Source organism: Pseudomonas sp. NFACC25 (assembly GCF_900100935.1).
In the GTDB taxonomy this organism is placed as follows: Bacteria; Pseudomonadota; Gammaproteobacteria; order Pseudomonadales; family Pseudomonadaceae; genus Aquipseudomonas; species Aquipseudomonas marginalis.
In genome coordinates this window covers 572093-596250 of the sequence record NZ_FMUC01000002.1, presented here as the reverse complement: position 1 = coordinate 596250, position 24158 = coordinate 572093, and the positions used below count along the sequence as shown (strand labels likewise).

At 61.7% G+C, this 24158-nt stretch carries 26 protein-coding genes; 12 read left to right on the top strand and 14 right to left on the bottom strand.

What is annotated here, in order from left to right:
• Window positions 1–82 precede the first annotated feature (82 nt).
• The 4 genes from BLQ09_RS06850 (at window position 83) to cfaB (ending at window position 3297) form a co-directional block, all read left to right on the top strand.
• Window positions 83–334 carry a BufA2 family periplasmic bufferin-type metallophore gene (locus BLQ09_RS06850; RefSeq protein ID WP_027608195.1) on the top strand — a complete coding sequence of 84 codons (252 nt, stop codon included), beginning with the start codon at window positions 83–85 and terminating at the stop codon, window positions 332–334.
• 66 nt (window positions 335–400) lie between these two features.
• Window positions 401–1246: an MNIO family bufferin maturase gene (locus BLQ09_RS06845; protein WP_027608196.1), complete on the top strand. Its 846-nt coding sequence runs from the start codon at window positions 401–403 to the stop codon at window positions 1244–1246.
• Window positions 1237–2025 carry an HvfC/BufC N-terminal domain-containing protein gene (locus BLQ09_RS06840; RefSeq protein WP_027608197.1) on the top strand — a complete coding sequence of 263 codons (789 nt, stop codon included), beginning with the start codon at window positions 1237–1239 and terminating at the stop codon, window positions 2023–2025. The genes BLQ09_RS06845 and BLQ09_RS06840 overlap by 10 nt, the downstream gene beginning before the upstream one ends.
• A gap of 87 nt (window positions 2026–2112) precedes the next feature.
• Window positions 2113–3297 (top strand): C17 cyclopropane fatty acid synthase CfaB, encoded by a 1185-nt coding sequence (gene cfaB, locus BLQ09_RS06835; protein WP_027608198.1) that lies wholly within the window; start codon window positions 2113–2115, stop codon window positions 3295–3297.
• Between the two features lie 41 nt (window positions 3298–3338).
• On the opposite strand, the gene cls is transcribed toward cfaB, so the two are convergent.
• Complete coding sequence (gene cls / locus BLQ09_RS06830) at window positions 3339–4778, bottom strand: cardiolipin synthase (RefSeq protein WP_092355967.1); 1440 nt, start codon at window positions 4776–4778, stop codon at window positions 3339–3341.
• Window positions 4779–4908: 130 nt separating this feature from the next.
• Here cls and BLQ09_RS06825 point away from each other — a divergent pair, with 130 nt between their 5' ends.
• Window positions 4909–5430, top strand: coding sequence for a DUF3617 domain-containing protein (locus BLQ09_RS06825; protein WP_092355965.1), 522 nt, complete (start codon window positions 4909–4911; stop codon window positions 5428–5430).
• Here the strand turns inward: BLQ09_RS06825 and BLQ09_RS06820 are convergent.
• From BLQ09_RS06820 to folE2, 7 genes are read right to left on the bottom strand one after another with little or no spacing between them, the layout of a single operon-like run.
• On the bottom strand, window positions 5427–6764 hold the full coding sequence (locus BLQ09_RS06820) for a dihydroorotase (protein WP_092355962.1): 1338 nt from the start codon (window positions 6762–6764) through the stop codon (window positions 5427–5429). The two genes, BLQ09_RS06825 and BLQ09_RS06820, sit on opposite strands and share 4 nt — an antisense overlap.
• A gap of 3 nt (window positions 6765–6767) precedes the next feature.
• Window positions 6768–7328: a gamma carbonic anhydrase family protein gene (locus tag BLQ09_RS06815; RefSeq protein ID WP_027608202.1), complete on the bottom strand. Its 561-nt coding sequence runs from the start codon at window positions 7326–7328 to the stop codon at window positions 6768–6770.
• Window positions 7325–7738: a phosphoribosyl-AMP cyclohydrolase gene (gene hisI, locus BLQ09_RS06810; RefSeq protein WP_027608203.1), complete on the bottom strand. Its 414-nt coding sequence runs from the start codon at window positions 7736–7738 to the stop codon at window positions 7325–7327. Before hisI ends, BLQ09_RS06815 begins: the two co-directional genes overlap by 4 nt.
• Window positions 7735–8613 (bottom strand): metal ABC transporter substrate-binding protein, encoded by an 879-nt coding sequence (locus BLQ09_RS06805; protein ID WP_027608204.1) that lies wholly within the window; start codon window positions 8611–8613, stop codon window positions 7735–7737. Before BLQ09_RS06805 ends, hisI begins: the two co-directional genes overlap by 4 nt.
• A gap of 11 nt (window positions 8614–8624) precedes the next feature.
• A complete protein-coding gene (locus BLQ09_RS06800) occupies window positions 8625–9491 on the bottom strand; it encodes a metal ABC transporter permease (protein ID WP_027608205.1) in 867 nt (288 codons plus the stop codon).
• On the bottom strand, window positions 9491–10159 hold the full coding sequence (locus BLQ09_RS06795) for a metal ABC transporter ATP-binding protein (RefSeq protein ID WP_027608206.1): 669 nt from the start codon (window positions 10157–10159) through the stop codon (window positions 9491–9493). The genes BLQ09_RS06800 and BLQ09_RS06795 overlap by 1 nt, the downstream gene beginning before the upstream one ends.
• The gene (gene folE2, locus BLQ09_RS06790; RefSeq protein ID WP_092355959.1) at window positions 10156–11046 is read right to left on the bottom strand and encodes a GTP cyclohydrolase FolE2; all 891 of its coding nucleotides are present in this window, start codon (window positions 11044–11046) and stop codon (window positions 10156–10158) included. The genes BLQ09_RS06795 and folE2 overlap by 4 nt, the downstream gene beginning before the upstream one ends.
• 128 nt (window positions 11047–11174) lie before the next feature.
• Here folE2 and BLQ09_RS06785 point away from each other — a divergent pair, with 128 nt between their 5' ends.
• Entirely contained in the window at window positions 11175–12386 is a 1212-nt protein-coding gene (locus BLQ09_RS06785; RefSeq protein ID WP_092355956.1) for an N-acetylmuramoyl-L-alanine amidase, read from the top strand.
• Here the strand turns inward: BLQ09_RS06785 and BLQ09_RS06780 are convergent.
• Window positions 12383–12751 carry a hypothetical protein gene (locus BLQ09_RS06780; RefSeq protein WP_027608209.1) on the bottom strand — a complete coding sequence of 123 codons (369 nt, stop codon included), beginning with the start codon at window positions 12749–12751 and terminating at the stop codon, window positions 12383–12385. The two genes, BLQ09_RS06785 and BLQ09_RS06780, sit on opposite strands and share 4 nt — an antisense overlap.
• A gap of 126 nt (window positions 12752–12877) precedes the next feature.
• On the opposite strand from BLQ09_RS06780, the gene dksA reads away from it, so the two are divergent.
• Genes dksA through BLQ09_RS06760 form a run of 4 tightly spaced genes read left to right on the top strand, consistent with a single transcriptional unit; the run spans window position 12878 to window position 16166 of the window.
• On the top strand, window positions 12878–13282 hold the full coding sequence (dksA, locus tag BLQ09_RS06775; RefSeq protein ID WP_065937939.1) for an RNA polymerase-binding protein DksA: 405 nt from the start codon (window positions 12878–12880) through the stop codon (window positions 13280–13282).
• Between the two features lie 27 nt (window positions 13283–13309).
• Entirely contained in the window at window positions 13310–14515 is a 1206-nt protein-coding gene (gene zigA, locus BLQ09_RS06770; protein WP_027608211.1) for a zinc metallochaperone GTPase ZigA, read from the top strand.
• Window positions 14515–15159, top strand: a complete 645-nt coding sequence (locus BLQ09_RS06765) for a DUF1826 domain-containing protein (RefSeq protein WP_092355953.1) — start codon at window positions 14515–14517, stop codon at window positions 15157–15159. The genes zigA and BLQ09_RS06765 overlap by 1 nt, the downstream gene beginning before the upstream one ends.
• Before the next feature lie 44 nt (window positions 15160–15203).
• Entirely contained in the window at window positions 15204–16166 is a 963-nt protein-coding gene (locus BLQ09_RS06760) for a CobW family GTP-binding protein (RefSeq protein WP_092355950.1), read from the top strand.
• On the opposite strand, the gene BLQ09_RS06755 is transcribed toward BLQ09_RS06760, so the two are convergent.
• Window positions 16160–16555 (bottom strand): DUF3301 domain-containing protein, encoded by a 396-nt coding sequence (locus tag BLQ09_RS06755; RefSeq protein WP_027608214.1) that lies wholly within the window; start codon window positions 16553–16555, stop codon window positions 16160–16162. The genes BLQ09_RS06760 and BLQ09_RS06755 overlap by 7 nt on opposite strands.
• A 117-nt stretch (window positions 16556–16672) precedes the next feature.
• On the opposite strand from BLQ09_RS06755, the gene pdxY reads away from it, so the two are divergent.
• Window positions 16673–17545, top strand: a complete 873-nt coding sequence (pdxY, locus tag BLQ09_RS06750; RefSeq protein ID WP_065926771.1) for a pyridoxal kinase PdxY — start codon at window positions 16673–16675, stop codon at window positions 17543–17545.
• A gap of 54 nt (window positions 17546–17599) precedes the next feature.
• Here the strand turns inward: pdxY and BLQ09_RS06745 are convergent, their stop codons facing one another.
• Window positions 17600–18085 (bottom strand): acyl-CoA thioesterase, encoded by a 486-nt coding sequence (locus BLQ09_RS06745; RefSeq protein WP_003177014.1) that lies wholly within the window; start codon window positions 18083–18085, stop codon window positions 17600–17602.
• Between the two features lie 291 nt (window positions 18086–18376).
• On the opposite strand from BLQ09_RS06745, the gene BLQ09_RS06740 reads away from it, so the two are divergent.
• Window positions 18377–20140: a cation:proton antiporter gene (locus tag BLQ09_RS06740; protein WP_092355947.1), complete on the top strand. Its 1764-nt coding sequence runs from the start codon at window positions 18377–18379 to the stop codon at window positions 20138–20140.
• Window positions 20141–20215: 75 nt separating this feature from the next.
• Here BLQ09_RS06740 and BLQ09_RS06735 read toward each other — a convergent pair whose 3' ends face one another.
• From BLQ09_RS06735 to uvrD, 3 genes are all read right to left on the bottom strand, one after another.
• The gene (locus BLQ09_RS06735) at window positions 20216–20623 is read right to left on the bottom strand and encodes an SMI1/KNR4 family protein (RefSeq protein WP_017739032.1); all 408 of its coding nucleotides are present in this window, start codon (window positions 20621–20623) and stop codon (window positions 20216–20218) included.
• Between the two features lie 133 nt (window positions 20624–20756).
• Window positions 20757–21626, bottom strand: a complete 870-nt coding sequence (locus BLQ09_RS06730; protein WP_027608217.1) for a Tim44 domain-containing protein — start codon at window positions 21624–21626, stop codon at window positions 20757–20759.
• A 189-nt stretch (window positions 21627–21815) separates the two neighbouring features.
• Window positions 21816–23999: a DNA helicase II gene (gene uvrD / locus BLQ09_RS06725; RefSeq protein WP_027608218.1), complete on the bottom strand. Its 2184-nt coding sequence runs from the start codon at window positions 23997–23999 to the stop codon at window positions 21816–21818.
• Between the last annotated feature and the right edge of the window lie 159 nt (window positions 24000–24158).

Genomic DNA, 24158 nt, shown 5'->3' with positions numbered 1-24158 from the left:
TAAGGGGCCTCACTCTAGTGCTGTGTCGAGACTGGGCAATCCGTTCAGACCGACGCCACTACCGATCATGAGGAATACGAGAATGAAGATTAAATCCGCTGCTGCTGGTGCTGCCCTGGCGATGGCCGCCGCCACCATGTTTGCTGGTGTTGCGACCCAGGTACAAGCCGCCGATGCGCAAGTGCATTGCTACGGCGTGACGTCCTGCAAAGGCATGAACGACTGCAAAACCGCTGAAAACGCCTGCAAAGGCCAGGCGGTGTGCAAGGGCCACGGCTTCAAGGCCATGACCAAGGCCGCCTGTGACGCAGCGGGCGGCAAAGTCGGCGAATAACCGGCAAACGAGTGCAACCGCAGCGGCAGCCCCCACCGCTGCGGACACTTTGCCCAGGAGCGAGTCATGTCCGCGTCCCTTCCAAGTCTGGGTTACGGCCTGGGTTTACGCAGTGAGTACTACCAGCAGATCCTTGAACAAGCGCCGGCCGTGGATTGGTTCGAAGTGATCTCCGAGAACTATCTGGTGCAGGGCGGTAAAGCCTTGTACTACCTGGATGCGATAGCCGAGCGTTACCCGTTGGTGATGCACGGTGTGTCCCTGTCCATCGGCGGCCCCCACCCCGTCGACATGGACTACCTGAAACACCTCAAGCAGCTCGCGGAGCGCATCCAGCCCGCGTGGATTTCCGATCATTTGTGCTGGAGTCGTGGCAGCGCGCACCAGTTGCATGACCTGCTGCCCCTGCCTTACACCGAAGAAAGCCTCTACTACGTAGCTGCTCGCGTTCGCCAAGTGCAGGATGTGTTGCAGCGCCCGCTGGTGCTGGAAAACGTCTCCAGTTATGTGCGTGCCAAGGCGGATGAATTCACCGAATGGGAATTCCTCAATGCCCTGGCCCACCTGTCGGGCTGCCAGTTGCTGCTTGACGTTAACAATGTGTATGTCAGTGCGCGCAACCATGGCTTCGATGCCTGGACCTTTATCCGCAACCTGCCGCCCGACAGCATCCGCCAGCTGCATCTGGCAGGGCATATGGATTACGGCGACTACGTGGTCGATACCCACGACCATCCGGTGTGCGATCCGGTGTGGGCGTTGTATCAACAGACCCTGGAGCATTTCGGGCCGGTCTCGACGCTGTTGGAGCGCGATGACCATTTCCCGCCGTTCGAAGAGCTCCTCACCGAGCTGGAAAAGGCCCGCAAGCTAGGCGCCGCAGCCTTGGCCCGGAGGTCGTTATGCGCCTGATCGACTGGCAGTTGGCCTTTGAACAGCACCTGTCAGCGCAGACGCCAGATACCACCAATGGCTTTGCCGCCACGTTATTGGGTGGGCCGACGCTGGACGTGGACACCGGCCTGGCGATCTACCACAACGCTTATCTGGCACGGCTGCAGGAGGTGTTGCGGCACGACTTCAGCGCCATCCGGTATTGGCTGGGGGATGATGAGTTTGCGCTGCTGACGCAAGCCTATGTGCGTCGTTATCCCTCGGCTCACTACAGCCTGCGCTGGCTGGGCGAACGGTTTCCGGCGTTTATCCACGAGCACCTGGTGGCCGAGCAAAGTGCGCCGCTGGTTGAACTGGCCCAGTTGGAGTGGGCCTTCACCCTGGCGTTCGATGCGCCGCAGGGTGAGCCGCTGACCCAGGATGATATGGCGGTGCTGCCGCCCGAGGATTGGCCCGGTTTGCAGGTCTTCCTGACACCATCCGTACAGCAGCGGCTTTGCCACTTCAACACCGTGGCCATCTGGCGTGCCAGCAAGGATGGCGCGGATTTCCCCGACAGCCACACCTTGGACTTCGCACAGATCTGCCTGGTATGGCGCGATCAGAATGTGTGCCGTTATCGCAGCCTGGGACCGGCCGAGGCGTTTGCGCTGGCGGGGATGGTGACGACCGGTTGGCGCTTCGCAGAACTGTGTGCGCAACTGGCAGTCACTTATGGAGAGGGTGCACCACTGCAAGCGGTGACATGGCTGAAACAGTGGATCCAGGACGGTTTGCTCCAGCGCCGGGCCCCATAGAAGAACGCTATCAAATCGATAGCCTCCTACTTTTTATCGGGATGGTCTACCCTCATTCCAGACGTCTGAAACAAGGGGGGACTACTCATGCTCGCGCAACTTCCACCGGCCTTACAGAATCTACAGCTGCCGCTGCGTCTTCGACTCTGGGATGGCCATGAATTCAACTTGGGCCCCGAGCCCAGTGTGACCATCGTGGTGAAGGACCCCACGGTCGTACCCAAACTGTCCCACCCCACGCTCGACTCGTTGGGCGAAGCCTTCGTCGAGGGCAAACTGGAGCTGGAAGGCTCCATCAGTGAAGTGATCCGGGTCTGTGATGAGCTGAGTCATGCCTTGGTCGAGGATGAGGGCGGGAGTCTGCCGGTGCGCTCGATTCACGACAAGGTCACCGACGCCGCGGCTATTTCCTACCATTACGACCTGTCCAACGCGTTCTACCAGCTCTGGCTGGACCAGGACATGGCGTACTCCTGCGGGTATTTCGAAACCGGCAGCGAATCCATCGACCAGGCCCAGCAAGACAAATTCCGCCACCTGTGTCGCAAGTTGCGCTTGCAGCCCGGCGAGTACCTGCTCGACGTAGGCTGTGGCTGGGGCGGGCTGGCACGTTTTGCGGCGCGTGAGTTCGGGGTGAAAGTGTTTGGTATCACCCTGAGCAAGGAACAGCTGGCATTGGCCAAGGAGCGGGTGAAAGCCGAGGGCCTGGAAGACCAGATCGACCTGCAACTGCTCGACTACCGCGATCTGCCCCAGGATGGTCGTTTCGACAAAGTGGTGAGCGTGGGCATGTTCGAGCACGTCGGCCACGCCAACCTGGCGCAATACTGCAAGACCCTGTTTGGTGCCGTACGCGAAGGCGGCCTGGTGATGAACCATGGCATTACCGCCAAGCACACCGACGGCCGGCCCGTAGGCCGTGGCGCCGGGGAGTTTATCGAGCGTTATGTGTTCCCCAACGGCGAGCTGCCGCACCTGGCGATGATGACTGCCGAGATCAGCGAAGTCGGGCTGGAAGTGGTCGATGTCGAAAGCCTGCGCCTGCATTACGCGCGCACCCTGGACCATTGGAGCGAGCGCCTGGAAGACAACCTGGAAGCGGCGGCGAAGCTGGTGCCGGAGCAGGCGTTGCGCATCTGGCGGCTGTACCTGGCCGGGTGTGCCTATGCGTTTGCGCGGGGCTGGATCAACCTGCACCAGATCCTCGCGGTGAAGCCTCACGCGGATGGCAGCCATGAACTGCCGTGGACGCGGGAAGACATTTATCGCTGAAAGTGAATGATTACTGTAGGAGCGAGGGGGACGCCTCGCTCCTACAGAATCGGTGAGATCAAGCGCGCCACCCGCATGCCCAGTTGCTGCAGGCGGCGGGTCTCGCGGCTTTCTTCCTGGCTCACTTCATGGGCCTGGGCGAAGTCGTCCAGCAGCATCTGTTCAACCTGCTTGGCGAAGGCTTCGTCGACCGTCAGCAACATCACTTCGAAATTCAGCCGGAATGAACGGTTGTCCATGTTCGCACTGCCGATGGCGCTGATCTCGTTGTCCACCAGCACCACCTTCTGATGCAAAAAAACCGGCGTATAGCGGAACACCCGGACACCGGCGCGCACCGCCTCGATCGCATACAGGCTGGACGCGGCGTACACGATGCGGTGGTCGGGCCGCGATGGCAACAGCAGGCGCACGTCCACGCCCCGCAGGACCGCCAGGCGCAGGGCGGCGAACACCGCTTCGTCGGGGATGAAATACGGGCTGGTGATCCACACGCGCTCGGTGGCCGCATGGATGGCCTCGACGAAAAACAGCGAGCAGGTTTCATAGGGATCGGCTGGGCCGCTGGCGAGCAATTGGCAGAGCACGCCGTCTTCGGGGTAGGCGTCCGGCAGGATCAGCGGCGGCAGCTCGCGCGCGGCCCAGAACCAGTCCTCGGCAAACGACTCCTGCAGGCAGGCCACTACCGGGCCGGTAACTTGCACATGGGTATCGCGCCACGGCGCCAGCGGCGGTTTTTTGCCCAGGTATTCATCGCCCACATTGTGCCCACCGACAAACCCGGTGACACCGTCCACCACCACGATCTTGCGATGGTTGCGGAAGTTGACCTGGAAACGGTTGAGCCAACCGCTGCGGGTGGCGAATGCCTTGACCTGCACCCCGGCGTCGCGCAGCGATTGCACGTACTGATGGGGCAGGGCGTGGCTGCCGATGCGGTCGTACATGACGTAGATGCCCACGCCTTGGGCAGCCTTTTCCTTCAACAGCGCCTGTAACTGACGACCGAGTTCATCGTCATGAATGATGAAGAACTGAAACAGCACGGCGGTTTTGGCACCGCGAATGGCGTCGAAGATTGCACGGAAAGTGGCCTCGCCGTTGATCAACAAGCGCACTTCATTGTTTGCCAGGCACGGCATGCGCCCCAGCTTGGGCATGGCACGCAACGAGGCGTAGGCACTGGAGTTGCGCGCGGCGAGAGCCTCCTCGACCCACGGGCGCCAGTTCAGCTCGGTGATCGCGGTGTGCATTTCCTGGTTGGCCTGGCGACGGGCCTGGATATACGCGTCGAAGGTGCTGCGGCCAAAGATCAGGTAGGGGATCAAGGTGAGATAGGGCATGAACATCAGTGACAGGGCCCAGGCGATCGAGCCTTGGGCGGTCCTGACGGTCAGCACCGCGTGGATCGCGGCGAGAGTCCCGAGCAAGTGCAGCGTGGCGATGAAGTAGGCGAGCAGGTGCGGGCCAAAGAAATCCATGGACGACGGTACTCCAGACAATCCAATGGCTAACAGACCATGAACGGCGGCGAATGTCGCTATTTTATTTGCCGTGCAACACTGGCACTTTTGCGGCGTCTAACGCCCACAATTGCCCAGGAGTTACCCGATGAATGCTCGTCTGCTTGGTTTGGCCATGGTTGTTGGTTTGTCGTTGCCGGTGGCAGCGCAGGCGCAGATGCTGGCGCCGGGCTTGTGGGAATTGACCACCAGCAATATGAAAGTCGATAACCAGGACCTGCCGGACCTGTCGCTGATCCTCGGCCAGCTCAAGCAACAGATGACCCCCGAACAGCGCGCCATGCTGGAAAAACAAGGCATCACCATGGCCGGCAAAGGCGTGCAGGTGTGCCTCACCCCGGCACAAGTCGCCTCTGATTCGATCCCCCTGACCGACCCGCAATCGGGCTGCAAACAGGAAGTGACCGACAAGACCGGTAACCAGTGGAAATTCCGTTTCAGTTGCCCGAAAGCCCAGGGCACCGGCGTCGCTACCTTCCAGAGCCAGAAAGAATTCACCACCACCGTCAACGGCACCTTCAATGCCACCGGCGTTCAACAGAAGGGCAGCCTGGATACCCACGCCCAATGGCTGGGCACCGATTGCGGCACGGTCAAGCCTCGCGCTTAACGCAGAAAGTACAGCGGTAAACCCTGGCAGCTATCGACCACCTGGCCGTTGTGCCAGGCCAGGTGGCCGGAGACCAGGGTGGTGCTCACGCTGTGGCGAAAGCTGCGTTCGGCGAACGGCGTCCAGCCGCAGCGGGCAAGAATCGGCTCGTCCCTGACCGGTTTTCCTTCGGGCTCCGGTTTGATCAGCACCAGGTCGGCCCAATACCCTTCGCGCAGGTAACCCCGGTCCGGGATGGCAAACAGGTCGGCGACACGGTGGCTGGTCTTGGCCACCAGGGTGGTCAGGGGCAGCAGCCCATCGGCGACCAATTCCAACAACGCTGGCAGCGCGTGTTGCACCAGGGGCAGACCCGCGGGCGCTTCACGATACTCCAACTGTTTTTGCGCCCAGGTATGCGGCGCATGGTCAGTACCTATTACATCCAGACGATCACTCAGCAAGGCCAGGCGCAGGGCGTCGCGGTCGGCGCGGGTCTTGATCGCCGGGTTGCATTTGATCTGGTGGCCGAGGCGGTGATAGTCACGGTCATCGAACAGCAGGTGGTGCACGCAGACTTCAGCAGTAATGCGTTTTTGCGCCAGGGGTTTGTCTTCGAACAATACCAACTCGCGGGCGCTGGTCAGGTGCAGTACATGCAGGCGCGTGCCGTGACGCTTGGCCAGTTCCACCGCGAAGGAGGATGAGCGATAGCATGCTTCGGCATCGCGGATCAGCGGGTGGGCGACGGCGGGGATCCTGTCACCAAAGCGCTCACGCATGCGCTGCTCGTTGGCTTGGATGCTCGGCGTGTGTTCGCAGTGGGCCAGCAGAATGGTCGGCACTTCGGCAAACAGCCGTTCCAGGATCCGTGGGTCGTCCACCAGCATATTGCCGGTGGAGGCGCCCATGAACACTTTGACCCCGGCCACTTCGCGCGGGTCGAGGGCGGCGACGGTGTCGAGGTTGTCGTTGCTGACCCCGAAGTGAAAGCCGTAGTTGGCCACCGAGTGCAGGGCCGCGCGGCGCTTTTTATCGGCCAGGGCTTCCAGGTTCAGCGTGGCCGGGTTGGTGTTGGGCATGTCCATGACGCTGGTGATGCCGCCGGCTACCGCTGCGCGGGACTCGCTGTAGAAGCTGCCCTTGTCCGGCGCGCCGGGGTCGCGAAAGTGCACCTGGTCGTCAATCATGCCCGGCAGCAGCCACTGGCCTTGGGCGTCGATGGACACGGGCGCGGCGTTCCCGCCGATGCTGCTGGCGATCTTTTCGATACGGCCATGGGCGACCAGCACGTCGGCGTCGAATTCCTCGCCTTCGTTCACCAGGCGGGCGTTGCGGATCAGCAGGCGGCTCATGGCTCAGAACTCGTTTTGCAGGGCTTTGTAACCGCGCACCAGGTCGACGTTGGTACGTGCCACGTCTTCGGAAAACTCCGAGGCGCTGACACTCACCGGCGGGAATTGCGACAGGTCGGTATTCGGCCCGATGCGGGTGGTGGAGGGTACGTAGAAGGCGGCGGGCAAATCACGGCCGTCGACCACCGAGTTGTGGCGTACCACGCAGCCATCGCCGACGGCGCAGTTGAACAGCACGCTGTTGAAACCGATAAACACCCGGTCGCCGACGGTGCAGGGGCCGTGGACGATGGAGCGGTGGGCGATGGATGTGAATTCGCCGATGGTCACGGCGGCGCCGGACTTGGAGTGGATGACCACGCCGTCCTGGATGTTGGAATTGGCGCCGATGGTGATCGGGTCCATGGCGCCGCCGGCGTCGACTTCGTCGGCGCGGATCACGGCGTAGGGGCCGACAAACACGTTCTCGCCGATGATGACTTTGCCGCAGATGATCGCGGTCTTGTCGACGTAGGCCGATTCGGCAATCACCGGCAGATCGCCGGAAGGGTTCTTGCGGATCATGCAACTGGCTCCGTCATGATGTGAACGTAGGCGCCGTCGATGGCGTTGTAGAAACAGGTGGGGCGGCCGGTGTGGCAGGCCGGGCCTTGCTGGTCGACGATCAGCAGTACCGCGTCGCCGTCACAATCCAGGCGCGCTTCCACCAACTGTTGCCAGTGGCCGGAGCTTTCGCCTTTGCGCCACAGCTGTCGACGCGAGCGCGACCAATAGCAGACCTGCCCGGTATCCAGTGTTTCGTTGAGGGCCTGGCGGTTCATCCAGGCCAGCATCAGCACTTCGCCGCTGCCGTGTTGCTGGGCGATGGCGGCGATCAGACCGTCGCTGTTCCACGGCAGGGCGTCGAGCACGGCGGCGAGTGGAAAGCGGCTGCCGACGGCAGCCCCTTCCAGTTCGAGCATGCTCAGGGTCATGGCTTGCTCAATGCTGCGCACAGGGTGTTGAGGTTGTACTCGAACAGCCCGGTGAAGGAACTCGCCGGCCCTTCTGCGGCCAGGGCGTCGGAGTACAGCGTGCCGCCAATCTGCGCGCCGCTTTCATCGGCGATCTGTTTGAGCAGGCGCGAGTCCTTGATGTTTTCCATGAATACGGCCTTGACCTTGTCCTTGCGAATCTGGGTGATCAGCGCTGCGACTTCGGCGGCCGACGGTTCACGTTCGGTGGACAGGCCTTGCGGCGCGAGGAACTGGATGCCATAGGCCTGGCCCAGGTAGCCGAAGGCGTCATGGGAGGTAACGATGCGACGGTTACCCGGCGGCAGCGCGCCGAACTTGGTCTTGGCTTCGGCCAGCAGGCGGTAGATTTCTTTCAGGTAGGCCTGGCTGTTGCGCAGGTAGTCGGCCTTGTTGGCCGGGTCGGCAGCCACCAGCGCCTTGGTGATGTTGTTCACATAGATTTCGGCGTTGGCCAGGTTGTGCCAGGCGTGCGGGTCGGGGATGGTTTCGCCGTCTTCCTCCATGGTGTGGGAAATCACGCCTTTGCTGGCGGTGACCACCGTGGCCTTGGTTTCGGTGCTGGTCACCAGGCGGTCCAGCCACGGCTCGAAGCCCAGGCCGTTCTTGATGATCAGCTTGGCCTTGAGCAGCGCCTTGGCGTCGTCAGGGGTGGGTTCGTAGGTATGGGCATCGGCGTCGGGGCCGACCATGTTGCTGATCTGGATGTGGTCGCCACCGATCTGGTGGGTGATGTCATCGAGAATACTGAAGCTGGTAACCACCTGGAGTTTGTCGGCGGCCTGGGCCATCGACAACGGCAGCAGCAGACTGAACAGCACGAGTAGAGCGCGCATCGGGAAACACCTCATTGGGATGTAAGCAAAGGCGGGCGGCGCAGCAAGCCGTGCACCGGACCGAAGACCACGGACAGCAGGTACCCACCGCCAGCCACCAGCACAATCGCCGGGCCGCTGGGCAGCGAGAAGTAGAACGACAGCAATAAACCCAACCACACCGACAGGCATCCCAGCACCGCCGATACCGCGATCAACACCGGCAGGCGCCGGCTCCAGAAGCGTGAAGCGATGGCCGGCAGCATCATCAAACCCACCACCATCAAGGCGCCGATGGCCTGGAAGCCAATCACCAGGTTCAGGACCACCAGGGTCAGGAACAAGCCGTGGGCCAGGGGGCCAAGGCGGCTGACGGTTTGCAGGAACAGCGGGTCGAGGGTGTCCAGCAGCAGCGGTTTGTAGATCAGCGCCATGGCGATCAGGCTGAACCCGGAAACCCAGAGCATGCCGGTCAGGGTGGTTTCGTCGACGGCCAGGGCCGAGCCGAACAGCAGGTGCAGCAGGTCCAGGCGCTTGCCGGCCAGACCCAGGATCAACACGCCGGCGGCGAGGGAGATGGGGTAGATAGCCGCCAGGCTGGCATCTTCGCGCAGGCCGGTGCGGCGGGTGATCCACGCCGACAGGCCGGCCATGCCCAGGCCAGCGCCCAGGCCGCCGATGGTCAGCGCGGGGAGGCTCAAGCCCGCGAACCAGAAGCCCAGTGCGGCGCCGGGCAATATGCCGTGGGCGACGGCGTCACCGATCAGGCTCATGCGGCGCAGGATCAGAAATACGCCGAGCGGAGCGGTGCTGCAGGCGAGCACCAGCCCGCCGATCAGGGCGCGACGCATGAAGACGAAGTCGAGGAAAGGCATCCACAGGTGGGCGGCGAAGTGCATCAGGCCACCTGCATGTGCGGCTGCGGGCGGATCAACTCTTTGCTGGAACCGAACACGCAGCCGCTGCTTTTGATCTGCACCACTTGTTGGGTGTGTTGGCGTACGGAAGCCAGGTCATGGCACACCACCACCAATGTCCGGCCTTCGGCGTGCCAGGCGTGGATATGGCTCCAGCACAGCGCCTGGCCTTCTTCGTCCAGAGCGGCATGGGGCTCGTCAAGCAGTAACACTGGCGACTCGGCAAGGCTCATGCGAGCGAGCAATGCGCGTTGTAGTTGGCCGCCTGACAACGCCATCAGCGGGCGCTGTTCCAGGCCACTGAGGCACCAGTCTTCCAACACTTTTTGCAGGCGCTCGCTTCTTTGCTGCGGGGTGAGGCGCGTGCCCCAGAAGCCGGCGGCGACCAGTTCTTGCAGGCTGATGGGGAACTGGCGGTCAAGGTGCTGTTGCTGCGGCAGGAACGACAGGCCACCTCGGCGTGGAACATCCACGGTCACTTTGCCCGCCAACGGTTTTTGCAAGCCGGCGATGACTTTGAGCAGGCTGCTTTTGCCGCAGCCGTTGGGGCCGATCACGCCGGTGAGGCTGCCTTTTTCCAGGGTGAAATCCACGGCGGGAGTGAGCGGTTGGCCAGGGGCGCCCCAGCGTAAAGCGGTGCAGGTGATCATGCAGGGTTTCTCGTCCAGCGGCTTTCAGCCACGGCATCGTGCGCGTGCAGGCTTTCGGCGTGGATCACTTTGAGGTGGAAGGCTTTGACCGCATCCGAGCGTTTCAAGGCGAGGTTAAGGCGGCGGGCGGCGTCTTCGCAGAACATCAGGTTCTGCCCGTTGGCCAGGGCGAAGGCTTGTTCGTCCGCGCGTTTTACGGCGGTTTGTACGGCGGTGCCGAGGGCGGCTTCGGCCGCGTTGATCAGCTCGGTCGGCGCCAGATGCTCGCCTTGCAGGTGCACGTGCAACTGCGCGCTGCTGCGCTGGCTGTGGGGCGTGGCGACGATACCGTTGGCGCTGCCGAGCCAGGACAGCACGTCTTCATGCTGCAACGGCGTGTTAGCGAAGTCTTGGAGAAATTGCTGCTGAATCAACTGCCTGGCGAGGGCGGCGGAACAGGGGCAGGTTGAAGAATAGGTAACGTCAATTTTTAGTTCCACGTGGAACATCTGGTTTTCCAGGCGCGCTTCGATGCTCACCGGGTAGCCCTTCCAGCCGGCCAATGGGCTGACCAGTGCTGGGCGTTTCAGCAGTAAATTCGTGTGCAGACGCAGGTAGGCGTTCTTAGATAAATCTTCATGACTGTCGAGAAACCGCTGCAGTACATTGCGCAGAAGTGCAGGCGTAACGGGCTGCTGTTCGAGCATCTCCAGTGCCAGGTACAGGCGTGACATATGAATGCCACGGGCGGCGCCATCGTCCAGGCTGACGCCGGCATCGGCGCTGGCGCTCAGGCGTTGGCCGTCAATGAGGATCGGCAGGGCGATGCCGCACATGCCCACCCAGTCGAGTGGCAAGGCTTGGCGTGAAGCCTGCGCGGCAATATCCGGCAGAGTCAGCGCATTCATAAGCAGGTCCATCGTTGGAAATAATTCGACATGTTATAGTATAACAATAGAGTCGACGATGAATTTTCTGCCCCGGCCTTTTTTCACTCATGTGGAGTACGGACGCTCCTCCATTTGCGGTATTTGTCATGCACAGACGTCAGCTCCTCAACCTGCTCCTGGCCAGCCCTTTATTTGCTTTGCCGTTCGCCGCCCACGCGACCCAGATCCGCAATGCACGCCTGTGGCGTTCGGACGACAAGCTGCGCCTGGTGTTCGACCTTAGCGGCCCAGTGCAATACAAGACCTTCTCCCTGACTGCTCCGGAACGCGTGATCATCGACCTGAGCGGCGCGGGTCTCAGTGGTGACTTTTCTCAACTTGAGCTGAAGAACAGCGGGATCACCTCGATTCGCTCGGGGCATTTCGGCAAGGCGGATACGCGCATCGTGCTCGACCTGGCCGCGCCGATGCAGCTCAACAGCTTTGTATTGCCGCCTCAGGACGGGCAGGGGCATCGCCTGGTGCTGGACCTGACCAGCGCCACCCGTGCACCGCGTCAAATCGCGGCTGAGGCGGTGCCCTTGGTGGCCGCGGTGAACAAGGCGCACCCCAAGCGCGACATTATCGTGGTGGTCGACCCCGGCCACGGCGGCAAAGACCCCGGCGCTGTCGGGTCCAAGGGCCAGCGCGAAAAAGACGTGGTGCTGTCTATCGCCCAACTGCTGGCCAAGCGCTTGAAGCGCGAAAAGGGTTTTGACGTGAAACTGGTGCGTAACGACGACTTCTTTGTGCCGCTGCGCAAGCGTGTGGACATCGCCCGTCAGCACAAGGCCGATATGTTCATCTCGGTGCATGCCGATGCCGCGCCACGGCTCACGGCCTCGGGCGCCTCGGTGTATGCGCTGTCGGAGGGCGGCGCGACCTCGGCCACGGCGCGCTTTATGGCCCAGCGTGAAAACGGCGCGGATTTGCTGGGCGCCACCACCTTGCTCAACCTCAAGGATAAGGACCCGATGCTGGCCGGGGTGATTCTTGATATGTCGATGAACGCCACCATCGCCTCCAGCCTGCAACTGGGCAGCTCGGTGCTGGGGAGTCTGCAAAGCATCACCAGCCTGCATCAGAAGCGTGTGGAACAGGCGGGGTTCGCGGTGCTCAAGTCACCGGACGTGCCGTCGATCCTGGTGGAGACCGGCTTTATCTCCAATGCCCAGGACGCCCAGCGCCTGGTGACGGCGCGTCATCAACAAGCGGTTGCGGATGGCTTGTTCGAAGGCCTGAAAAATTACTTCCAGAAGAACCCGCCGATGAACAGCTATATGGCCTGGGTTCAGGAACAGAAGAATGCCCAGGCCTAACAGCCGGTAATTCGGCTGCACGTGAATTTGGCAGTGGCGCCCCCGGAGCTGGAAAACCGGTTGATCGTGGTCCAGCCCACCCGCCGCGTGTAGCCAACCCATGCCTCTCCATCCGACGCCAGGCCGGTAAAGAACGTCAGTTGTCCGTAGCGGCTGTTGGTTTGTGCCCAATAACGTTTCCCGATCACCTCGAAACCACGCAAATACGTGGTGGTGCCCACCGTTGCCACGCTGTAGGCATTGCCCAGGGGGTCCACACAGGCCAACAGGTTGGCGCTGCGCGTGCACGTGGCCAGCAAGCTTGGCGCTTGGGCACAGGCAGGCCCTGCGACTGCCAGTAACAGGGCGCACACCAGGTATTTCATAGGGGGGCTCGGGGCTGGGAAGTGTTCAAGCATTGCGCCCTTCATCGTAATGAGCAAGGGGGATTGGCTTATTTGTATTGTTATACTATAACATAAATGCACAGCCTGACCCGTGAACCGCTCCCCATGACCGAACAAGACCTGCTGGCCCAACCGCCCGCCGACTACATGAATGAAGCCCAGCAGGGCTTTTTCCGCGAACTGCTGCTGACTCAGCGCCATGAACTTCAAGCGCGCATCGAGGGCGAATTCCTGGTGCTGCGCGAGCAGGAGCCCAACAGCGACCCGGCCGATGTGGGCAGCGCCGAAGAACAGCGCCAGTGGCAACTGCGCTTGCTGGAGCGGGAAAAGAAGCTGCTCGACAAAATCGACGACGCCCTCGAACTGCTCGCCCGCGGCGAATACGGCTGGTGCCGCGAAACCGGTGAGCCCATCGGCCTGCAACGCCTGCTGCTGCGTCCCACCGCCACCCTGTGTATCGAAGCCAAAGAACGTCAAGAGCTGCGCGAACGCCATAAACGGGCGATTTGACCGGCCAACCCTGATGAGGATTACCTGATGCCCAATCGTCTCCCCGTTACCGTGTTGTCCGGCTTTCTCGGCGCCGGTAAAAGCACGCTGCTCAACTACGTCCTGCGCAACCGCGAAAACCTGCGCGTGGCGGTGATCGTCAACGACATGAGCGAAATCAACATCGACGGCAGCGAGGTGCAGCGCGACGTTACCCTCAACCGTTCCGAAGAAAAACTGGTGGAGATGAGCAACGGCTGTATCTGCTGCACCTTGCGTGAAGACTTGCTCGAAGAAGTCGGAAAACTCGCCAAGGAAGGTCGCTTCGATTACCTGCTGATCGAATCCACCGGTATCTCCGAGCCGTTGCCGGTGGCTGAAACCTTCACCTTCCGTGATGAAAACGAGCAAAGCCTGGCCGACATCGCGCGCCTGGACACCATGGTCACCGTGGTCGACGGCATGAACTTCCTGATCGACTACCAGGCTGCCGAAAGCCTAGCCTCACGGGGCGAAACCCTCGGTGAGGAAGACGAACGCTCGATCACCGACCTGTTGATCGAGCAGATCGAATTCGCCGATGTGATCCTGATCAGCAAGATCGACCTGATCAGCAGCCATGAGCGCGAGGAACTGATGGCGATCCTTGAACGTCTCAACGCCCAGGCGGAAATCATCCCGATGGTCATGGGCGAGGTGCCGCTGCACAAGATCCTCAACACCGGCCGCTTCGACTTCGAACGTGCCGCGCAGGCGCCGGGCTGGTTGCAGGAGTTGCGGGGTGAACATGTACCGGAAACCGAAGAGTACGGCATCGCCTCCACGGCCTACCGCGCACGTCGGCCCTTCCACCCGCAACGCTTCTTCGACTTTATCGACCGGCCTTGGGTCAACGGCAAATTGCTGCGTTCCAAGGGCTTTTTCTGGCTGGCCAGCAAGCATCAGGATGCGGGCAGCTGGTCCCAGGCCGGTGGCTTGATGCGCCATGGCTTTGCCGGACGCTGGTGGCGCTTTGTGCCAAAAAGCCAATGGCCCCAGGACGAAGAAAGCGTCGCCGCCATCATGGGCAACTGGCAGCTCAGTACCGGCGACTGCCGTCAGGAACTGGTGTTTATCGGACAAAACATCGACTTCGCGCGGATGCGTGCCGAGTTGGACGCGTGCTTGCTCACCGATGAAGAACTGGCCCTGGGTGTCGAAGGTTGGCGCCTGCTGGCTGATCCGTTTGGTCCCTGGTATGAAGAGGCCGCCTGATGCTGGCACCGCTTATCCCCTTGCGCCCGGTGGTTCGCCAGACCTGTGGTGAAACCCCGCTGGCGCTGTCCGATATTCTCGAAGACGGAGTGAACCTGGCGCTGTGGCAGCGCCAATTGCCGTTGCATATTGCCGAGTTCGGCGCCTTGCTGGTGGCGCTCAATGAGCCGTTGGCCGAGTCCTTGGTGATCGAACTCAACAACGAAGACGCCGAGCCGAACCTGTGCGGTCTGGCATCCAGTTGCCGCAATCTTGAAGGCTACGAAGGTTTTGTCGCCGATGTGTCGTGGCTGGTCAGCGCCTTTGCGTGCCTGCTCGGCGCCAAGCGCATCGGTGTGCGCCTGCGGCTGCTGGATAAAGCCATGTGCCCGCGTTTTCACGTTGACCATGTGCCGGTACGGCTGATCACCACCTATGCCGGCATCGGCAGCCAGTGGTTGCGCGAAGGGGTGATGGACCGCCGCAAGCTCAGCCAACCGGACGCCGAACCGAGTGAGCGCATCGAACAGATCCAGTGCGGTGAAGTGGCCCTGCTCAAAGGCAGCAAATGGCATGGCAACGAAGATCACGGCCTGATCCATCGCTCCCCCGCGCTGAAAGCGGATGAGCGCCGATTGATTCTGACGCTGGATTGGCTCGCGTAACCGCGTAGGATCAAACCCTCTACACGGTCCGAAAGATGGCACCCATGCTGCAGAACATTCCCACCCACGTGATTGCCGGGCCCTTGGGCGCCGGCAAGACCAGCCTGATCAAGCACCTGCTTGCCCAACGCCCGGCCAACGAGCGCTGGGCGGTGTTGATCAACGAGTTCGGCCAGATCGGCCTGGACGCGGCATTGCTGAGCCTGGGTGACGATGGCATTGCCCTGGGTGAAGTCGCCGGTGGCTGCCTTTGTTGTGTGAATGGCGCACCGTTCCAGGTCGGCCTGGGCCGGTTGCTGCGTAAGGCCAAGCCGGATCGGTTGTTTATCGAACCCTCGGGCCTGGGCCATCCTGCACAGTTGCTCAAGCAGTTGCGCGAAGCGCCGTGGCAGCAGGTGCTGGCGGTTCAGCCCTGTGTGTTGGTACTGGATGCCCAGGCGCTGGCAGCGGGCAAACCCTTGCCGCCAGCGCAGCAGGAAGCGCTGGCCAGTGCCGGGCTGTTGGTATTGAACAAGGATGAAGGGTTGGATGCTGCGCAACGCGAGGCCGTCGAACGACAGCTACCCGACCGCGATATTTATTGGACGCGCCAGGCGCACGTGCCGCTCGGCAAACTGCCAGGCTTGAATGCGCAGGCTGAAGCGGCTGTGGATAACTTTGCCGTGCCTAAGGGGCTGGCTCAATTGCCGGCTATCTGGAGCGATCCAGCATCGCCGATCTGCCTGAGACAGGTCCAGGAGGGCGGTTGGAGTATCGGTTGGCGCTGGCACCCGAGCCAGCAATTCGATTCCGAGCGTCTGCACCTGTGGCTGACATCCCTTGAGTGGCGCCGCGCCAAACTGGTTATCCACAGCCGTGATGGATGGATCTCGGCCAACGCTGTGGATAACAGCCCGCTGACCTGGCAACCCAGCGAATGGCGTCGCGACTCACGTATCGAATTGATCTTCAGTGCACCCCAGGACGTAGCCGCGTTGCAAGCTGCACTGGCCGCCTGCCGTTACTGACGGTTCTTGGTGGCGTGGTCCTGGCGCCATTGGCTCAGCTCGATCACATTGGCGCTGGGCAGTGCTTCCTTGACCTCGAACGGGTAGGGCGCCAGTTCGATCTGCGCACTGTGGGCGCCGAATTGCGTGATGGTCCCGCTGTGACGGGTCTCGCCCGTGACGGTGAACTCGAAATTGTAGATACGCGCCAGACGTCGCCGACCGTTGGCATCCCTCACAAAACCGATGCGCTTCAACGCCACGGCGCCGTCGAGCAATTCGATATCGAGCTTGGCGCAATGCTGCTTGACCCGCGCCAACGCCCGCTCTCGCAGGCCGTGGTTGTGCCATACCCAGGCGGCGCCGGTCGCCAGCAGCATCAACACGAAGATGTTTCCCAGGGTCAGCATGCGAAAAACTCCAACAAAGTGAGAGCAGCTTAACTGTGTCGTCGGTCTGTCGTACAGGCTGCGTTTAGTCGCATACTGCGCGGCCAGAATTTCAATGGCTTTACGGAAATCTCCTGCATGAAACGCACACCTCATCTGCTTGCGATCCAGTCTCATGTGGTCTTTGGCCACGCCGGAAACAGCGCCGCCGTGTTCCCCATGCAGCGGGTCGGGGTGAACGTCTGGCCGCTGAACACGGTGCAGTTCTCCAACCATACCCAGTATGGTCAGTGGGCGGGCGAAGTGCTGGCGCCGCAGCAGATTCCTGCGTTGGTGGAAGGCATTGCCGCCATCGGCGAGCTGGGCAACTGCGATGCGATCCTGTCTGGCTACCTGGGCAGTGCGGATCAGGGCCGCGCGATTCTTACCGGTGTGGCGCGCATCAAGGCCATCAACCCCAAGGCCCTGTACCTGTGCGACCCGGTGATGGGCCATCCGGAAAAGGGCTGCATCGTGCCGCAGGACGTCAGCGATTTCCTGCTGGATGAAGCGGCGGCCATGGCCGACTTCCTGTGCCCCAACCAACTGGAACTGGACAGCTTTGCCGGGCGCAAGCCGCAATCGCTGTTCGACTGCCTGGGCATGGCCAAGGCATTGCTGGCCCGTGGCCCGAAGGCGGTGCTGGTCAAGCACCTGGATTACCCGGGCAAGTTGCCGGATGGTTTCGAGATGCTGCTGGTAACCGCTGAGGGCAGCTGGCACCTGCGTCGGCCGCTGCTGGCGTTCCCGCGCCAGCCGGTGGGCGTGGGCGACCTGACGTCGGGGCTGTTCCTGGCGCGGGTGTTGCTGGGCGACAGTCTGTTGGCGGCTTTTGAGTTCACGGCCGCGGCGGTGCACGAAGTACTGCTGGAAACCCAGGCCTGCGCCAGTTACGAGCTGGAACTGGTCCGCGCCCAGGACCGCATCGCCCATCCTCGCGTACGTTTCGAGGCGACGCCGATCAGCCTGTAAGTACACAGAACCCAATGTGGGAGGGGGGCAAACCTCCCCCATTTTTGGTTGGACTTACAGCGCGTCAGCCTTGATTTCCTGGTAGCGCTTCTCGAGTTCCTGGCGGATCTGCCGGCGCTGCTGGGCCTGCACGAACCGGCGCTTGTCTTCACTGTTATGGGGTTGCAGCGGTGGCACGGCAGCGGGTTTGCGCTGGTCGTCCACGGCCACCATGGTGAAGAAGCAGCTGTTGGTATGACGCACCGAGCGCTCGCGGATGTTCTCGGTCACCACCTTGATGCCCACTTCCATCGACGTATTGCCGGTGTAGTTGACCGATGCAAGGAATGTCACCAGCTCGCCGACATGGATCGGCTCGCGAAAAATCACCTGATCCACCGACAGCGTCACCACATAGCGACCGGCATAACGGCTCGCACAGGCGTAGGCCACTTCGTCGAGGTACTTGAGCAAGGTGCCGCCGTGGACATTGCCTGAGAAGTTGGCCATGTCAGGGGTCATCAATACCGTCATCGACAGCTGGGCGTTTCCGGGTTCCATAGCACACTCACGGGTTGTAGGCATTGGTTGGGGGGCACCTCTGCGGGTGCTGGGATCTTTGCAGCGCCATCCCTTACGGGACGCCGGTGGGCGGCTTGCCGTCACGCGTTCACCGATCTGTTTCCATATATTGCACCGGCTTTCCGGCGGAAGTCGCGGTGTTAACCTTCAAAAGCCCATCTCAGGGCATTTCTTACGATCAAGGCAGACTTTTCCTTCCGCACTTTGCGATTTTTCAAAGGCGCGTGCGGAAGTGGGAAAAGCGCCAGTACCCTCAAGGAGCCCCTCGCCATGCACGCCATCAGCTTTATCCAGGACTTGGCCGTGATCATGCTGGTGGCAGGGGTGGTCACCGTCCTGTTTCACCGCCTCAAGCAACCCGTAGTGCTGGGGTACATCGTCGCCGGCTTCATCATTGGCCCGCACACCCCGCCGTTCGGCCTGATCCACGACGAAGACACCATCAAGACCCTCGCCGAGCTGGGGGTGATCTTCCTGATGTTCTGCCTGGGCCTGGAGTTCAGCCTGCGCAAGCTGTTCAAGGTGGGGGCCACGGCGTTTATCGCAGCCTTCCTGGAAATCATCCTGATGATCTGGATCGGCTACGAGATTGGCCGCTGGTTCGACTGGAACACCATGGACTCGCTGTTCCTCGGCGCGATCCTGGCGATTTCCTCCACCACCATCATCGTGAAGGCACTCAATGACCTGAAGATGAAAAACCAGCGCTTCGCCCAACTTATTTTTGGCGTGCTGATTGTGGAAGACATCCTCGGCATCGGCATCATCGCCTTGCTCTCGAGCATCGCCGTCAGCGGTACGGTGAGTTCCGGCGAGGTGTTCTCCACGGTCGGCAAGCTCTCGCTGTTCATGATCGTCGCGTTGGTCATCGGTATTTTGCTGGTGCCGCGCCTGCTGGCCTACGTGGCCAAGTTCGAAAGCAACGAAATGCTGCTGATCACCGTGCTGGGCCTGTGTTTCGGTTTCTGCCTGCTGGTGGTCAAACTGGAGTACAGCATGGTGCTGGGGGCGTTTCTGATCGGTGCGATCATGGCCGAGTCCCGGCAATTGGTTAAGATCGAGCGCCTGATCGAGCCGGTTCGCGACATGTTCAGCGCGATTTTCTTTGTGGCGATCGGCTTGATGATCGACCCACAGATCCTCCTGCAATACGCCTGGCCGATCGCGGTGATCACCGTGGCTGTGGTGCTGGGCAAGATGCTGTCCTGCGGCCTGGGCGCCTTTATCGCCGGCAATGACGGCCGTACCTCACTGCGCGTAGGCATGGGGCTGTCACAAATTGGCGAGTTTTCCTTCATTATCGCCGCGCTGGGCATGACCTTGCAGGTAACCAGCGACTTCCTGTATCCGGTGGCGGTGGCCGTTTCGGCGATTACTACGCTGCTCACGCCGTACCTGATTCGCGGCGCCGACCCTTTGTCATTGAAGATCGCCGCCGTGATGCCCAAGCGCCTGATCCGGGTGTTCGGCATGTACGGCGAATGGTTGCGCAGTATTCAGCCGCAAGGCGAGGGCGCCATGCTGGCGTCGATGATCCGCAAGATCATCCTGCAGGTGGGCGTGAACCTGGCGCTGGTGATCGCGATTTTCTTCGCCGGAAGCTTTTTCGCGGTGCGCATTGGTGGGTATCTGGAAGGTTGGATCAGTGATCCAAGCTGGCAGAAGGCGTTGATCTGGGGTGGGGCCTTGCTGTTGTCGCTGCCGTTCCTGATTGCGGCGTACCGCAAGCTCAAGGCGCTGTCGATGTTGCTGGCGGAGATGAGTGTGAAGCCGGAAATGGCCGGGCGACATACCCAGCGTGTGCGACGGGTGATTGCGGAGCTGATCCCGATTTTGTCGCTGCTGGTGATCTTTGTGCTATTGGCAGCCTTGTCGGCCAGTATTCTGCCGACCAACAAGTTGCTGGTGCTGATTGCCGTGGTCACAGCGGCGGTGGCGGCCGTGCTCTGGCGATGGTTCATCCGTGTGCATACGCGGATGCAGGTCGCCTTGCTGGAGACGCTGGATAACCATAAGGATACGCCGGAGCACTAGTGGGGGCCGCTACGCGGCCCGGCGCGGGACAAGCCCGCTCACCACCGCAAGCCCGTTCGCCACGGGGGTCAGGTGTCAGCTTTCCAGCCAGACGTCCCGCGCCCAGTGCCACACCGATTCCCAGGTCTCTTCGGTGACGAGTTCTTCTTCGCCGGACCACAGCACCACGGTGCCGTCTTCTTCGACGCAGTAGTAATCGTCACCGTCCTGGCAGATCGGGATCATGCTGCGGTCAACACCGGCATCCCAGGCGTTGGCAGCCACGTCCGGCAGGTAGGTGTGGGATTGCGGGTCGGTGACGGTCACCGGCTCCAGGCTGCCGTACACCACATCGCTGACGGTCAGCAGGAATTCACGAAAGACAAACGGGATGTCGATGAACAGCTGTTCCTCGATTTCCACCAGTTGATCTTCGTCAGGCAACTCCAGAGGAACCGGGACCGGTTCATTGGCTTCACGCAATTGTTCGATGATTTCTTCCACGGCCGGGATCCTCTTGCTGATGGCGCGGTTTATAGGGGCGTTTTATACAGTAGCTCGCCATAAGTGCAACCGTGAAATAGAAAACCCCGGACAGGTCCGGGGTTTTGTTACGGCTTGCTCAAGCGCGTGGGTATCAGCCGTTCTGGCGGATACCGGCGACCAGCCATGGCTGGTTGTCGCCTTGGGCACGTTCCATGTTCCAGCTTTCGCTGAACGCTTCACCCTGGTCGAAACGCGAAGTCTTCGACACGCCACTGAAGGTCAATGTTGCGATGGTCTTGTCGGCGCGATCATCCACACCTTCCAGTTGCACGTGCAGGTCGTCGATATAGGTCGACTGGAAGCCGTCGCCCAGGTCGGCGCGTTCGCGCTTGAGGAACTCCAGCAGTTGCGGGGTCACGAACTCGGAGATCTTGTCCATTTCGTTGGCGTCCCAGTGCTGCTGCAGGGACTGGAAGTGGCTGCGGGCCGCTTCGACGAAACGCTCTTCGTTGAACCACGCCGGTGCGTTGATCACCGGGCGGGCTGCGGCAGGCGCTGCCGAACCACCGAAGATCGAACCCATGGCTGGCTTCTGCTCGAACACTTCACGCTGCATCGGCGCGCCGGCCGGAGCCATGTGCTCCTGCTGCTTGCGGCGACGGGCGGCGATGAAACGGAAGACCAGGAAGGCGATGACCGCCATGATCAGGATGTCGAAGATCTGCATGCCCTGGAAGCCGCCGCCCATGAACATGGAAGCGAGCAGGCCACCGGCCGCGATACCGGCCAGCGGGCCCAACCAGCGCGAAGCACCGCCGGCCTTGGCAGCGGCGCCGGCAGCACCGGCTGCGCCTGCGGTAGCGGCAGCACCGCCGGCACCGGCGGATGGAGCCATTTGGCTGGTCTGGTGAGTCGGCGCCGCGCCCGAGCTTTTGCCGCCACCGAAGCGTTTGGCGTTGGCGTCGAGGCTCATCGTCAGGCCGATGCACAACGCCATGGCGATGCTAAGAAAACGTTTCATAAAGGGAATTCCCATTTGTGGATTGCACGCGCGCCATGTTGCACAGGTGTAGTGACAGTGGCTAGCGACATAATGTTTCGGGCTTTTGCGTAAGACCGAAACAGAATGGTCTGTAGGACGTATTACAGATATTGGCCCGCGCTCATTAAAAACAAGGGCGGGCCAATAACCTTCATGTAGGCAAATGTTTCAGACCGCTTCGAGCTTCGCGTAGCCCATCATCAGCCATTTGCTGCCTTCGGCGAAGTTCACCTGTACCCGAGCCTGGGCACCGGCGCCTTCGAAGTTGAGGATCACGCCTTCGCCGAAGATCGCATGCCTGACCTGCTGGCCCAGGCTGAATGGGGTTTCCGGAATCTCGGAACCGGCGAACATGCTGCTGGAGTTCTGCTGCTGGCCCCCGCCGAACGGGCGGCTGACGCTGTTGGACAGGCGCACTTCCTGGATCAGTCCCTTCGGCACTTCACGTACGAAGCGCGACACCTTGTTGTAGGTCTCGCTACCGTACAGGCGTCGGGTCTCGGCGTAGGTCATCACCAGGTTCTGCATTGCGCGGGTGATGCCCACATAGGCCAGGCGGCGTTCCTCTTCAAGACGGCCGGGCTCTTCCAGGCTCATCTTGTGGGGGAACAGGCCTTCTTCCATGCCCACCAGGAACACATACGGAAACTCCAGGCCCTTGGCGCTGTGCAAGGTCATCAACTGGATGCTGTCTTCATGCTCATCGGCCTGGGTGTCGCCGGCTTCCAGGGATGCATGGCCGAGGAAGGCGGCGAGCGGGGTCAGCTCTTCGTCTTCCTCGGTGTTTTCGAACGCGCGGGCGGCGCTGACCAGTTCCTCGAGGTTTTCTACCCGGGCCTGGCCTTTCTCGCCTTTTTCCGCTTCGTGATAGGCAATCAGCCCGGATTGCTCGATCACCGTCTGGGTCATCAGGTGCAGGGGCATTTCCGAACACTTGGCCGCGAGGTTCTCGATCAATTCGACAAACACCCCCAGCGCCCCGGCAGCACGGCCGGTCAGGCCTTTATTGGCGATGAGCAGGCGCATGGACTCCCACATCGACACATCGGCATGGCGCGCGTGGTCGCGAATCGCCTCGACGGTTTTCTCGCCGATGCCACGGGCCGGGATATTGATCACCCGCTCCAGTGCCGCGTCGTTGCCACGGCCTTCGAGCAAACGCAGGTAAGCCATGGCGTTCTTGATTTCCGCACGCTCGAAGAAGCGTTGGCCGCCATAAATGCGGTACGGGATGCGCTCGCGCAGCAAGGCTTCTTCCAGCACCCGCGATTGGGCGTTGGAACGGTACAGAATCGCGATATCGCTACGGGCAAGCCCGGTTTTCAGCGCGCTTTCGATGGTTTCCACCACGTAGCGCGCTTCATCGTGCTCGTTGAACGCGGCATACAGGTTGATCGCCTCGCCTTCGCCGCCGTCGGTCCACAGCTCTTTGCCCAGGCGCCCGGTGTTGTTGGCGATCAAGGCGTTGGCGGCCTTGAGGATGCCGGCGGTGGAGCGGTAGTTCTGCTCCAGGCGGATGGTGACCGCGTCCGGGAAGTCCTCGGAATACTGGTAGATGTTCTCGATTTTCGCGCCACGCCAGCCGTAGATCGACTGGTCGTCGTCGCCCACCACCATCAGGCTGTCGCCGCCCTTGGCCAGCAGGCGCAACCAGGCGTACTGCACGGCGTTGGTGTCCTGGAACTCGTCCACCAGAATGTGACGGAAGCGTTTCTGGTAATGGGCCAGCAAACCCGGATTGTCGCGCCACAGGTCGAGGGCGCGCAGCAGCAGCTCGGAGAAGTCGATGACGCCGGCGCGTGCGCAGGCGGCCTCGTAGGCTTCATAAATGCTGCGCATGGTGGCCAGGAACAAATCGCCGCTGGCCTGGATGTGCTGCGGGCGCAGGCCTTCGTCTTTCTGGCCGTTGATAAACCACTGGGCCTGGCGCGCCGGCCAGCGCTGCTCGTCGAGACCCAGCTCGCGGATCACGCGCTTGACCAGGCGTTGCTGGTCATCGCTGTCGAGGATCTGGAAGGTCTGGGCCAGGCCCGCTTCCTGCCAGTGTGCCCGCAACAGGCGGTGCGCCAGGCCGTGGAAGGTGCCCACCCACATGCCGGCCGGGCTGATGCCCATCAACTGCTCGATGCGGTGGCGCATCTCGGCAGCGGCCTTGTTGGTGAAAGTCACCGACAGGATCGAATGCGGGGACGCGTTCTCGACCTGGATCAACCAGGCGATACGGTGCACCAGCACTCGGGTTTTACCGGAGCCGGCACCGGCCAGGACCAACTGACGGCCAACGGGGGCCGCTACGGCCTGGCGTTGGGCATCGTTGAGGGAGTTCAGCAAAAGAGAGAGATCATCGCGCATCGACGCATTCTATGGGCCTAAGGGGGCTCGGGCAAATCCCAATGCCGGGTGGTCGACGCAAAACGTCTCGCGTGGTCCCGGCCGGGCAAACATTCTGGCAGGGCTGATGACCGGTAAGTCATGGGCCACAGCCCGCGCCGGGCCTCGCTCAAGGGGTCT

Bases quoted from the DNA above. Each gene is read 5' to 3' on its own strand.
- BLQ09_RS06850 (WP_027608195.1), top strand. From the start codon at position 83: ATGAAGATTAAATCCGCTGCTGCTGGTGCTGCCCTGGCGATGGCCGCC.
- BLQ09_RS06845 (WP_027608196.1), top strand. From the start codon at position 401: ATGTCCGCGTCCCTTCCAAGTCTGGGTTACGGCCTGGGTTTACGCAGT.
- BLQ09_RS06840 (WP_027608197.1), top strand. From the start codon at position 1,237: ATGCGCCTGATCGACTGGCAGTTGGCCTTTGAACAGCACCTGTCAGCG.
- cfaB (WP_027608198.1), top strand. From the start codon at position 2,113: ATGCTCGCGCAACTTCCACCGGCCTTACAGAATCTACAGCTGCCGCTG.
- cls (WP_092355967.1), bottom strand. From the start codon at position 4,778: ATGGATTTCTTTGGCCCGCACCTGCTCGCCTACTTCATCGCCACGCTG.
- BLQ09_RS06825 (WP_092355965.1), top strand. From the start codon at position 4,909: ATGAATGCTCGTCTGCTTGGTTTGGCCATGGTTGTTGGTTTGTCGTTG.
- BLQ09_RS06820 (WP_092355962.1), bottom strand. From the start codon at position 6,764: ATGAGCCGCCTGCTGATCCGCAACGCCCGCCTGGTGAACGAAGGCGAG.
- BLQ09_RS06815 (WP_027608202.1), bottom strand. From the start codon at position 7,328: ATGATCCGCAAGAACCCTTCCGGCGATCTGCCGGTGATTGCCGAATCG.
- hisI (WP_027608203.1), bottom strand. From the start codon at position 7,738: ATGACCCTGAGCATGCTCGAACTGGAAGGGGCTGCCGTCGGCAGCCGC.
- BLQ09_RS06805 (WP_027608204.1), bottom strand. From the start codon at position 8,613: ATGCGCGCTCTACTCGTGCTGTTCAGTCTGCTGCTGCCGTTGTCGATG.
- BLQ09_RS06800 (WP_027608205.1), bottom strand. From the start codon at position 9,491: ATGCACTTCGCCGCCCACCTGTGGATGCCTTTCCTCGACTTCGTCTTC.
- BLQ09_RS06795 (WP_027608206.1), bottom strand. From the start codon at position 10,159: ATGATCACCTGCACCGCTTTACGCTGGGGCGCCCCTGGCCAACCGCTC.
- folE2 (WP_092355959.1), bottom strand. From the start codon at position 11,046: ATGAATGCGCTGACTCTGCCGGATATTGCCGCGCAGGCTTCACGCCAA.
- BLQ09_RS06785 (WP_092355956.1), top strand. From the start codon at position 11,175: ATGCACAGACGTCAGCTCCTCAACCTGCTCCTGGCCAGCCCTTTATTT.
- BLQ09_RS06780 (WP_027608209.1), bottom strand. From the start codon at position 12,751: ATGAAATACCTGGTGTGCGCCCTGTTACTGGCAGTCGCAGGGCCTGCC.
- dksA (WP_065937939.1), top strand. From the start codon at position 12,878: ATGACCGAACAAGACCTGCTGGCCCAACCGCCCGCCGACTACATGAAT.
- zigA (WP_027608211.1), top strand. From the start codon at position 13,310: ATGCCCAATCGTCTCCCCGTTACCGTGTTGTCCGGCTTTCTCGGCGCC.
- BLQ09_RS06765 (WP_092355953.1), top strand. From the start codon at position 14,515: ATGCTGGCACCGCTTATCCCCTTGCGCCCGGTGGTTCGCCAGACCTGT.
- BLQ09_RS06760 (WP_092355950.1), top strand. From the start codon at position 15,204: ATGCTGCAGAACATTCCCACCCACGTGATTGCCGGGCCCTTGGGCGCC.
- BLQ09_RS06755 (WP_027608214.1), bottom strand. From the start codon at position 16,555: ATGCTGACCCTGGGAAACATCTTCGTGTTGATGCTGCTGGCGACCGGC.
- pdxY (WP_065926771.1), top strand. From the start codon at position 16,673: ATGAAACGCACACCTCATCTGCTTGCGATCCAGTCTCATGTGGTCTTT.
- BLQ09_RS06745 (WP_003177014.1), bottom strand. From the start codon at position 18,085: ATGGAACCCGGAAACGCCCAGCTGTCGATGACGGTATTGATGACCCCT.
- BLQ09_RS06740 (WP_092355947.1), top strand. From the start codon at position 18,377: ATGCACGCCATCAGCTTTATCCAGGACTTGGCCGTGATCATGCTGGTG.
- BLQ09_RS06730 (WP_027608217.1), bottom strand. From the start codon at position 21,626: ATGAAACGTTTTCTTAGCATCGCCATGGCGTTGTGCATCGGCCTGACG.
- uvrD (WP_027608218.1), bottom strand. From the start codon at position 23,999: ATGCGCGATGATCTCTCTCTTTTGCTGAACTCCCTCAACGATGCCCAA.